Raw genomic sequence first — 11,532 nt, forward strand, 5'->3', positions numbered from 1 at the left:
CGAAAGTGCGAACTGATGAGGATCGCGCGCGGGTGCGGCGGGTGGGCGTGACGCGCGGCGTTGGCGCATTGCTGACCGCGCTGTTGTCGCTCGCGGCGGGGTGTGTGCCGGCGTCTTCGCCGTCGCCCGGGACGGGGTACCGGCTGGTTCCGGCGCTCCCGGCGCAGGCGCGGGCCCGGGCGGACAGCGCGGTGCGCGTCATTGAGCAGATGAGCGGCGACACGTGGGAGACGCACACCTTTCGCGGCAGCGACGGAACGCAGATCGCCTATCGGCTGCTGCCGCCGGAGAACCCGCGGCCGGGCGTGCGCTATCCGCTGGTCGTAATCCTTCACGGGTCGGGGGAGATCGGAAGCGACAACCAGCGGCAGTTGGACCGCTTTCCCAAGTCGTGGGCGCGGCCGGAAATCCGCCGCGAATGGCCGGCGTACGTGCTGGCGCCGCAGATGCCGGAGCGCAGCGCCAACTACTTCCCGACAGCCACGGCCCCGGACCGCGCCAGCGAGCCCGGCCGTCCGCTCTTTGCCACGCTGGAGCTGATCGACCTCCTGCGCGCGGATCTGCCGGTGGATTCGTCGCGCGTGTACGCCATGGGTTTTTCGATGGGTGCGTCCACGGTGTACCTGGCGCTGGTGCAGCGGCCGGAGCTGTTCGCGGCGGCCATCCCCATCGCGGGCGTGCCGACTCCGCCGCGATACGCGGCCACGCTGGCCCGCACGCCGCTGTGGGTCATTCACGGCAACAGCGACGACGTGACGCCCGCCGCGCTGGACCTGGCCGGGTATTCCGCCATCACGGCCGTCCCCGGCGCGCGCGCCACGTTCTGGGAGTATGATTCCGGCGAGCACGCCGTCCCCGTGGATCTGCTGGCCAGCGACGCGTTCCCGCGGTGGCTGTGGGCGCACCGCCTCACGCGCCGCGCGGTTCCGGACGGCGGTGCGCGCCCGCGGTGAACACTCGGCTGGTCAACGGTCGTGCGCGTCGCGACGTTGGCTCGGCGGAGAGTAGATCCTTCGGTCGCGCAAAGGCCGGTGCACGGAATGGAGCGGCGCACGCTCCCTCAGGATGACATGACTTTGTGCTGACACAGGTTACGGCACCCTCACAATGTCATCCTGAGGAGGCGCCGGACGATGGTTCGGCCATGACGAACTCTGGCGCCGACGAAGGATCTACTGTCCCGTAAGAACGGGCGCGCGGGACGTGACGTGCCATCCTCGCGGCGACGTCATCCGTCAGCGCGGCAGAGCGAGCGAGCGACACCGCAGTCGATTGACACGGGCCATCATCCCGGCCCTGATCCGAATAATCCGCAGATCGCAGCATGACAGACTTGAGCGTGACATCCACCGATTCCCACCCCGCCGCGGTGCTCGCGCGCGGAGACTACGCCGTGCTGCTGACACCGGCCGGCGGCGGCGCCAGCGGCTTCGCGGGCTACGCACTCACCCGCTGGACCGCCGACCGCACGCGCGACGCGGATGGCTACTTTGTCTACTTGCGTGACGTGGACTCGGGAGAAGTCTGGTCCGCCGGGTACCAGCCCGCCGGTCGCGCCGCCGACGAGTACCACGCATCCCCCGCGCGCGGCGAGATCGTGCGCCGCGACGGCGGCGTGCAGACGACTCTCCACGTGTGCCCCGCCGTGGAGGGCGACGCCGAACTGCGCCGCATCACCCTGGCCAACCTGGGCGATGCGCCGCGCCGCATCGAGGTGACCACGTACGCCGAACTCGTCCTCAACACGCCCGCCGGCGACGCGGGCCACCCCGCGTTCAGCAAGCTGTTCGTGCAGACGGGGTGGATGGAGGACCGCCAGGCACTCGTCGCGTGGCGCCGCCTGCGCAGCCCGCACGACGAGCCGCTGTGGGTCGTTCACCGTCTGCTGGATGACGGATTCGGTGCGCCGGAGATGGAAACGGATCGCGCCCGCTTCATCGGCCGGGGCCGCACGCTCGCCGCGCCGGCCGCGATGGATGTGGAATCGCGGCTGTCCGGAAGCGTGGGCAACGTGCTCGATCCCGTGTTCAGCCTGCGCCGCGTGGTCACCGTGCAGCCCGGCGGCTCCGTCACGCTGGTCGCGGTGCTGGGCGCCGGCCGCACGCGGCGGGACGTGGAGGCGATCGCGGACCGCTATCCGGATGCCGCCACCGCGAGCAAGGCCATCGACCGTTCCGGAGACGCGGGATCGGCGGACGCGGCCGCGCTCGGCGTCCCGGAGTCGTGGCTGCGCACGGTGGATTCGCTTCCGCCCATCCCCGAGCGCGAAACCCCGCTTCCCGTCATCCCCCGAATCCCCGCGCCGAAGCCGGACGGCGGCGCGGAACCCGAGGAACTGCGCTTCTTCAACGGGTTCGGCGGCTTCTCGGCGGACGGGCGCGAGTACGTGATCCGCCACGGCGCGGGCGAGCACGGGCCGGTGCGGCCGCCGCTGCCGTGGACCAACGTGATCGCCAACGAGGAGGCGGGTTTTCTCGTTTCCGAGAGCGGCGCGGCCAGCACTTGGACCGACAACAGCCGCGAAAACCGGCTGACGCCGTGGAGCAACGATCCCGTGAGCGATCCGCACGGCGAGGCGCTCTACCTGCGCGACGACGCCAGCGGCCGCTTCTGGTCCCCCACGCCCGGCCCCGTTCCCGGCGGCGGCGCGTACGAGACGCGCCACGGCTTCGGCTACACGCGGTTCCGCACCTCCGCCGGCGAACTGGAGCAGGAAACCACCCTGTTCGTCCCGCGGCGTGATCCGGTAAAGATCGTGCGCCTGCGCCTGACCAGCACGGCGGACACGGAGATGCGCATCTCCGCGTTCAGCTACGCGCAGCTGGTGCTGGGCGGGCTGCCGCAGGAAACGCGCGGCTCCATCCACACCCGCTGGGACGATTCCGCGCGGGCGATCCTGGCCGTCAACCCGGACCGGGGCGAGTTCTCCGCGCGCGTCGCGTTCGCGGCGGTGGTTTCGTCGCGGGGAGACGTGTCGTGGACGGCGGACCGCGCGGCATTCCTGGGCCCGTACGGCTCGCCCGAGGCGCCGCTCGCGCCGCGGACCGCGGGGCCGCTGAACAGCGCGGCGGGCGCGGGGCTGGACCCCTGCGCCGCGCTTCAGCTTTCCCTCGTGATCCCGCCGGGCGCCACGCTGGAAGTCGCCTTTCTGCTGGGCGAAGCGCGGGATGAGGCGGCGGCGCGCGCCATCATCTCCCGCTTCCGCACGCCGGGCGCGGTGGGCACGGCGCTGGAGGAAGTGACGCGGTTCTGGAGCGACCTGGTGGGCGGCGTGCAGGTGCAGACGCCCTCGCCGGAGCTGGACCTGATGGTGAACGGCTGGCTGGCGTACCAGAACCTGGCGTGCCGCGTGTGGGGCCGCACCGCGTTCTACCAGTCCGGCGGGGCGTTCGGATTCCGCGACCAGCTGCAGGATTCATCCGCGCTCGTCTACCTGCGCCCGGAGCTTACGCGGCGGCAGATCATCCTCCATGCGTCGCACCAGTTCGTGGAGGGCGACGTGCTGCACTGGTGGCACCCGCCGCTCAGCAAGGGAATCCGCACGCGCTTCGCGGATGACCTGCTCTGGCTGCCGTACATCACCGCGTTCTACGTCTCGTCCACCGGCGACGCGGGCGTGCTGGACGAGAGCGCGCCCTTCGTCACCGCGCGGCAACTGGAGCCGGGTGAGGACGAGGTGTTTCTGTTCCCGGACGATTCCGGCCAGCGCGCGAGCGTGTACGAGCACTGCTGCCGCAGCATCGACCGCTCCCTCGCGCGCGGCGTGCACGGACTGCCGCTGATGGGCACCGGCGACTGGAACGACGGAATGAACCGCGTGGGCCGCGAGGGGCGGGGAGAGAGCGTGTGGATGGGCTTCTTCCTCGCCGGCATTCTGGACGACTTCGCGCCCGTGTGCGAGGCGCGGGGCGACGCGGACCGCGCGGCGCGGTACCGGGCGCACCGGGCGGAGCTGGGCGTGGCGCTGAACGACGGCGGATGGGACGGCGGATGGTATCGCCGCGCCTATTACGACAACGGCGCGCCGCTGGGGAGCGCGGCCAACGACGAGTGCCGCATCGACGCCATTGCGCAGGCGTGGGCGGTGCTGTCCGGCGTGGCGCCCGCGGACCGCGCGGAGCAGGCGCTGGACGCCATGGAGCAGCACCTGGTGTCGGAAGAGGAGGGGATCATCCGCCTGCTGACGCCCGCGTTCGACCGCACGCCGCACGACCCCGGCTACATCAAGGGCTACCTGCCGGGCGTGCGCGAAAACGGCGGCCAGTACACGCACGCGGCGCTGTGGGCCGTGCGCGCGCTGGCGCAGGCGGGCCGCACCGAGCGCGCCGCGCGGCTGCTGGGGATGATCAGCCCCGTGTCGCACGGCCGCACGGAGGCGGAGGTGGCCGTCTATCAGGCCGAGCCGTACGTGATCGCCGCTGACGTGTACGGGGTGGCGCCGCACGTGGGGCGCGGCGGGTGGACGTGGTACACGGGCTCGGCGGGGTGGATGTTCCGCATCGCGCTGGAGTCGGTGCTGGGAATCACGCTCAGCGGCGGCGATACGCTGGTGGTGCGGCCGTGCGTTCCGCGCGACTGGCTGGGCTTCACCGTGCGCTACCGCGTTCCCGGCGGCGCGGCCACGTACGAGATCGCCGTCACCCGCGAGGAGGGCGCCGGGATCCGCGGCACGGTGAAAGGCCGCCCTCTCGAGCCGGTGGACGGCGCGTTGCGCATCCCCCTGGCCCGCGAGGGCGGCGAGCACCGCGTGCAAGTGGCGCTCGGGCGGGAGTTTGCGCCGGCGTACGTGCCGGAGTAAGCGGTCCGGGAGCCCGCGGGGTCTGATGGCGGCGAAGTCTCGCCCGCCCGCCGGCTGTGAGGCCCCTCCCCGCTCCCCTCCCGGCCGAAACGGAAGTGCGGAGAGGGGAGACTGCAGAACGACGGCGCGAGCTCATCGGGACACGCATCGCGCATCGCGGTGCCCTCGATCATCACGAAACACCGAACCATCCCATGGCGAGCATTCAGCTGAACGGCGTACGCAAGGTGTACCGCGAGGGCACGCAGTTCGTGGCCGTGGAGGGCGCCACCTTTACCGTGCAGGGCGGCGAACTGATGGTGCTGGTGGGCCCGTCGGGGAGCGGAAAAAGCACGCTGCTGCGGATGATCGCCGGGCTGGAAAGCATCACCGACGGCGATCTGCACATCGGCGACCGGCGCGTGAACGACGTGCCGCCGCGCGACCGCGACATCGCCATGGTGTTTCAGAACTACGCGCTGTATCCGCACATGAGCGTGCGGCAGAACCTGGGCTTCGCGCTCACGCTGCAGAAGCGGCCCAGGCCGGAGATCGAGGAGCGCGTGCGCACGGCGGCCGGGGTGCTGGGGCTGGATGCCATTCTGGACCGCAAGCCGCGCCACCTGAGTGGCGGCCAGCGGCAGCGCGTGGCCCTGGGCCGCGCCATCGTGCGCGACCCCGCGGTGTTTCTGTTCGATGAACCGCTGTCCAACCTGGACGCCAAGCTGCGCGTGCAGATGCGCGCGGAGATCAGCGCGCTGCACCGCCGGCTGGGCGCCACCATGGTCTACGTCACGCACGACCAGGTGGAGGCCATGACGCTGGGCGACCGCATCGTGGTGCTGCACGAGGGGCGCATTCAGCAGATCGGCGCGCCGCTGCACCTGTACGATCATCCCGCCAACCGCTTTGTGGCGGGGTTCATCGGCAGTCCGGCGATGAACTTCTTTGATGGGACGATCGAGCGCGGCGCGGAGCCCGCATTCGTGGCGACGGGCGGCGCGCTCCGCGTTCCGCTGGATGGCGAATGGGCGAGCCGCCTGCACCCGTTCACCGGCCGCGCGGTGACGATGGGCATCCGCCCGGAAAGCCTGTATGCGGCGCGGGGCCGGCCCGCGGACGCACAGTTCGCGTCGGCGTCGTTCACGGTGGAGGGCGTCGAGCCGCTGGGGAATGAGATCTTCGTGCACGCGCGCGCCGGCGACCACCGCGTGACGTCGCGCGTGGTGCCCCAGCCGCTCGCCGCGCCGGGCGAGCCGCTAGAACTCGCGTTCGACCTGGGCCGGCTGCACTTCTTTGACCCGGAAACCGAACGATCCCTCGCGCCCGAGTCGTCGATGCCCGGCGGGATGGTCACCGGTGGACTCGCGGGTGAGCAGAGAATCTGAACGTGCGTTCACAAATTCGCCGCGCCCGATGTGATTCAGGATGACATTGGTGGATGGTAACTGGCATCCCCGCAACAACATGTCATCCTGCGAGCATGTCGGGAAACGACCCGCCGCGCGTCTCTCCCCAGCGAGCCCCGCCGGAAGGCGTCATCCTGAGGAGGCGCCGATGGTAACCTGCATCCACCCCACAGCTTGGCGCCGACGAAGGATCTGCTCTCCCGCGAGAACGGGCGTGCGTGTGGCGACGTTGGCTCGGCGGATGGTAGATCCTTCGGTCGCGCATGACCTCGGCGTGACGGAGAGGGCGGCCCACGCTCCCTCAGGATGACGCCTTGGGGCGGGGGCTGTAAGTAGCCACGGGACAATAACATGTCATCCTGAGGAGGCGCCCCGGTGTCAATTCTCCCCACGCCGTCCATCGACCGAAACAACCGAATCCGCCGAATGAGCGAACTCGTTTTTCCAGAAGGCTTTCTGTGGGGCGCCGCGACGTCCGCGTACCAGGTGGAAGGCTCGCCGCTGGCCGACGGCGCCGGCGTCAGCAACTGGCACCGGTTCAGCCACACGCCGCGGATGACGCACAACGGCGACACCGGCGACATCGCGTGCGACCACTACCGCCGCTGGGAGCAGGACCTGGATCTGATGGCGGGCCTCGGGCTGCAGTCGTACCGCTTCAGCATCTCGTGGAGCCGCATCTTTCCCGACGGCACCGGGCGCATCAACCAGCCCGGCCTGGACTTCTACCAGCGTCTGGTGGATGGACTGCTCGCGCGCGGCATCACCCCCAACGCCACGCTCTACCACTGGGATCTCCCCGCCGCGCTGGATGATCGCGGCGGATGGCTGAATCCGGACGTGGCGCACTGGTTCACGGAATACGCCACCACCGTGTTCCGCGCGCTGGATGACCGCGTGCCCATGTGGAGCACGCTGAACGAGCCGTGGGTGGTGATGCACGCCGGGTACATGGCGGGCGAGCACGCGCCCGGCCACCGCAGCACCTGGGAGGCGCCGCGCGTTTCGCACAACCTGCTGCGGGCCCACGCTTCCGCGGTGCGCGCCTACCGCGCGGAAGGGCGGGGAAGAATCGGGCTGGTCGTGAACCTGGAGCCCAAGTACGCCGCCTCCGGGCGGCCGGAAGACGTGGCCGCCCAGGCGCGCGCCGAGGCATACATGAACCGCCAGTACCTGGACCCCGTCTTTCTGGGCCGCTACCCCGACGAACTGCGCGACCTGCTGGGCGAGGCGTGGCCCGCGCACGCGGACGAGGAGGCGGAGGCGGAGTCGCTGCGCGAACCCATCGACTGGCTGGGGATCAACTACTACACGCGCGCCGTCACGCGCGACGAGCCCGGCGATCTGCCCGTGCGCGAGGGGCGCGTGCGCCAGGAGCGGCACACGCACACGGAGATGGGGTGGGAGGTGTATCCGCCCGCGCTCACCGACGTGCTGGTGTGGGTGCGCGACCGCTACGGCGACGTGCCGCTGTACATCACCGAGAACGGCGCCGCGTTCTACGACCCGCCGGTGGCGGAAGAGGATGTGGTGGAGGACCCGCTGCGCGTGGCCTACTACCGCGACCACCTGCGCGCCGTGCGCGAAGCCATCCGCCGCGGCGTGGACGTGCGCGGATACTACGCGTGGTCGCTGCTGGACAACTTCGAGTGGAGCGCGGGCTACGCCAAGCGCTTCGGCCTGGTGCACGTAGATCATCAGACGCAGCGCCGCACCCCCAAGCGCAGCGCCCGCTTCTACGCCGACGTCATCCGCGGCAACGGCGCCGCCCTCGGCCCCGGCTGACGCGTACTTCGCCCTCGCACGGGCGGAGTACGCGTCAGCGCGAGGTGGCGGCTTCCGGAGATGCCGCGCCTTCTCCGCTTCGCCCGCGGACGGAGTTCCGGCGGGCGTAATTCGCGGGTCCGGGATGGATAAGTGTCAGTGTCTGGACACTTTACGGTGGTGGATGGGTATCATCGCCCCGAACCCCGCGATCCGAACGCCTGGAGACGTACGCCGCATGACGCCGCGCCTGATGGTTCTGCTCCTTCCGCTGCTGGCTGCCTGCCAAGCCCCGCGCGACCGCGGTGCCGAGGCGGACGCACCCGCTCCGCCAGCGGTAGTCCAGACCGCCGCGCCGCGTGCACGGCTGGCGGATACCGTGCTCCTGCAGCGGGCGGGGGAGCGCGCGGCGGGGCTGCCCAACCTGCGCGGCATGATCGTCTCGCAGAATGGCGAGATCGTGCTGGAGCGCTACAAGGGCGGCGCGGCGGCGGACCGGGTGACCAACGTGAAGTCGGCGTCCAAGAGCGTGCTGTCGGCGCTGGTGGGCATCGCCATCGCGGAGGGGTACATCCGCGGCGTCGACCAGCCCATCGCCGAGTTCTTTCCCTCCTACTTCGAGCGCGAAGGCGTGGACCCGCGCAAGCGGCGGATCACCGTGGGCAACCTGCTGTCCATGCAGTCCGGGCTGGAATCCACCAGCTTTGGCGATTACGGCGCCTGGGTGAGCAGCCGCGACTGGGTGCGCGCCGCCCTCGACCAGCCAATGGTGGACGAGCCGGGCGGCCGCATGCTGTACAGCACGGGAAGCACGCACCTGCTTTCCGCCATCCTCACCCGCGCCACGGGGCAAAGCACGCTGGCGTACGCCAATGAGAAGCTGGCGCAGCCCATGGGGTTCACCCTGCGCCCGTGGCAGCGCGATCCGCAGGGCATCTACTTCGGCGGCAACGACATGTACCTGACGCCGAGGCAGATGCTGCGCTTCGGGCAGCTGTACCTGGATGGTGGTGTGTACGCGGGCCTGCGCCTTGTGCCCGAGGCGTGGGTGCGGGAGAGCGTGCGGCCGCGGACCTCGTCCCCGTTCAACGGGCACGGCTACGGACTGGGATGGTGGAGCAGGGAATCCGGCGGGCGGCAGGTGTTTTTTGCCTGGGGATACGGCGGGCAGTATGTGTTCGTGGTGCCGGACCTGAAGATGGTGGCCGTGTTCACCTCCGTTTCGGACACGCCGCGCACGCCGGGCCACCTGTCCGCCATCCACGGGATCGTGGACGAGTTCCTCGTTCCCGGCGGCGCGGCGCGGATGGCCGGGGCGGCCGGCGGATCCTGATCGCGATCGCGCGCGGGATGACGATCGCGACGCGGCGGGATGCGCAGTGGGGACGCGGGAATATCGTCGAAGATCACAGGGGAGCCGCCGCCGGACCGTTGTCCGGCGGCGGTTCTGTTTTTCCGCAGGGATGACGTGCAACGCGGGTCGTCGTGATAAACCGGTCGCAACGGAAAGCTTTGCTCGGCGGCGGGCTGGGAGGCCCCTCCCCCGGCCCCTCCCCGTGCAAACTGCCGCACGGAGAGGGGAGAACTCAGGCCGGACGGGCGGCATCCGTGGGGGAAAGGACCTCGTCAGGGCGGGTGGATTGCTGCTGATGCGCGGCGGTTCATCTTCATCCGCTCGCGTCTTTTCGGGTTTGCGGCCAGCGGTGGGGATGAGGGAATGAGGGCACGTGCTGACCGGCATGCGGACAGCCGAGGGCCGGGGCAAGCCCGTCATCGAACCACGCGTCAGGTGTCCAGGCGATAGACGGCGCGGAGCTTGGTATCCAGGTAGCGCAGCAGCGGCTCGTGGCTCAGCGGGCCGCCGGTGGCGCGGGCGCACAGTTCCGGCGGAGAGTAGCGCCGGCCGTGGGCGTGCACGTGGGCGCGCAGCCAGTTCAGCACCCCGCCGAACTCGCCGCGCGCAAGGTCCGCATCCATCCCGGGAAGCGCGCGGCCCAGCGACTCCCACAGCTGCGCCGCGTACAGGTTGCCCAGCGTGTACGTGGGAAAGTAGCCGAAGGAGCCCATGGCCCAGTGAATGTCCTGCAGCGCGCCCTCCCGCGCCGTACTCACCGTCACGCCCAGGTCCGCGCGCATCCGCTCGTTCCACGCGCCGGCCAGGTCGGCCGCGGACAGGTCGCCGCGGAGAAGCGCGCGCTCCAGGTCAAAGCGCAGCATCACGTGCAGGTTGTACGTGGCCTCGTCGCTTTCCACGCGGATGGGTCCGGGGCGCACCACGTTCAGCCCGCGGTACACGGCATCCACATCCAGCGCCGCCACTTCGGGTGATCCAACGCGGCGCTGGAGTTCGCCCAGCATCCACGCGCAGAACGGGCGGCCCCGGCCCACGAAGTTTTCCCACAGCCGCGCCTGGCTTTCGTGAAACCCCGTGCTGGCCGGGCGGGCCAGGGGCTGTCCCAGGCGTTCGGCCTTGGGCAGCCCCTGTTCGTACAGCCCGTGCCCGGCCTCGTGCATGGTGCCGTGCAGCGCCCCCAGCAGCCGCGCGGGGTCGTACCGCGCGGTCAGCCTGGTGTCGCCCGGGCCCACGCCCACGCACAGGGGGTGGGTGGATACGTCCAGCCGCCCCGCGTCCAGATCGAACCCCATCCGACCCGCCACCGCGCGATTGAACGCCGCCTGCGCCTCCACGGGCCAGCGGATGCCCATCCACTCCGTGCCGGGTGCCGCCGCCTCGCGCAGCGCGCCCACCAGCGGCACCAGCCCCGCCCGCAGCGCACCGAACAGGCGGTCCACCTCCGCCGCGCGCATCCCCGGCTCGTGGTTCTCCAGAAGCGCGTCGTACGGCTCTCCGCCGGGGGGCGCACCGAGGGCGGCGGCCGCCTCTCGCGCCAGGTTGACGTTCCGTTGGAGCCATGGCGTAAACGAAGTCATGTCATCCACTTCCCGCGCGGCCCGCCAGTGGTGCACGGCCAGCGCGCCTGCCCGCGCCGTTTCGCGCACCAGGGGGGCGGGAAGGAGCACCGCACGGTCGTATTCGCGCCGCAGCGAACGCACGTTTGCGGCCGCCGCACCCTCCGCCATCAACTCCGCGTCCGCCTCGCACGCGGCCAGCGCGTCGCCCAGGTCGGGCGCGGTGCGGCGTTCGTGTACCAGGGCGGACAGGAGGGCCGCCTGCTCGGAGCGCAGCGCGGCGCCGGCGGGGGGCATGGCCACTTCCTGGTCCCAGGCCAGCAGAAACCCGGTGGAGGCCAGCAGTCCCGCCTCGCGCGCCCGCGCCAGCAGCCCGGCGTACGCTTCGCTCTCCCCCGGTGCCCCCGCGCCCGCCCTGCGGGACGAGGAGGGCCGCGGCCGTGTACCCATCTTTGTAACGCCCCGAAAGGATTGACGCCGGATTGGGCGCCCGTTATCATGGCTCTCGATTCAGGACACAAACTATTCGGTTCAGGTCCCGGCCCGCAACGCCCCCGGCACGCGGAGCATTCCGCCGCGCATCCCTCCCGGGGTGCGCGCGCCGGACCGGCAGAAGGCCCGCCGCGGACCTGTCCATCCACCACCCTCCGGATCGTTTCCGGACGGCGCGGG

General features: G+C 71.0%; 6 protein-coding genes. 5 read left to right on the top strand and 1 reads right to left on the bottom strand.

The annotated features are described in order from the left end of the window. Positions 1-5 precede the first annotated feature (5 nt). From HNQ61_RS05230 to HNQ61_RS05250, 5 genes are all read left to right on the top strand, one after another. Complete coding sequence (locus HNQ61_RS05230; protein WP_170037646.1) at positions 6-953, top strand: alpha/beta hydrolase-fold protein; 948 nt, start codon at positions 6-8, stop codon at positions 951-953. A gap of 371 nt (positions 954-1,324) precedes the next feature. Further along, complete coding sequence (locus tag HNQ61_RS05235) at positions 1,325-4,798, top strand: GH36-type glycosyl hydrolase domain-containing protein (RefSeq protein ID WP_170037642.1); 3,474 nt, start codon at positions 1,325-1,327, stop codon at positions 4,796-4,798. Between the two features lie 194 nt (positions 4,799-4,992). Further along, positions 4,993-6,165 carry an ABC transporter ATP-binding protein gene (locus HNQ61_RS05240; RefSeq protein ID WP_170037639.1) on the top strand — a complete coding sequence of 391 codons (1,173 nt, stop codon included), beginning with the start codon at positions 4,993-4,995 and terminating at the stop codon, positions 6,163-6,165. Positions 6,166-6,612: 447 nt separating this feature from the next. After that, positions 6,613-7,971 (top strand): GH1 family beta-glucosidase, encoded by a 1,359-nt coding sequence (locus HNQ61_RS05245; RefSeq protein ID WP_170037636.1) that lies wholly within the window; start codon positions 6,613-6,615, stop codon positions 7,969-7,971. 217 nt (positions 7,972-8,188) lie between these two features. Beyond that, positions 8,189-9,283: a serine hydrolase domain-containing protein gene (locus HNQ61_RS05250; protein ID WP_205761909.1), complete on the top strand. Its 1,095-nt coding sequence runs from the start codon at positions 8,189-8,191 to the stop codon at positions 9,281-9,283. A gap of 452 nt (positions 9,284-9,735) precedes the next feature. Here the strand turns inward: HNQ61_RS05250 and HNQ61_RS05255 are convergent, their stop codons facing one another. Then, positions 9,736-11,310, bottom strand: coding sequence for a carboxypeptidase M32 (locus tag HNQ61_RS05255; protein ID WP_170037633.1), 1,575 nt, complete (start codon positions 11,308-11,310; stop codon positions 9,736-9,738). Positions 11,311-11,532: the final 222 nt, after the last annotated feature.

The sequence above is a fragment of the Longimicrobium terrae genome, from assembly GCF_014202995.1.
Taxonomy (GTDB): Bacteria; Gemmatimonadota; Gemmatimonadetes; order Longimicrobiales; family Longimicrobiaceae; genus Longimicrobium; species Longimicrobium terrae.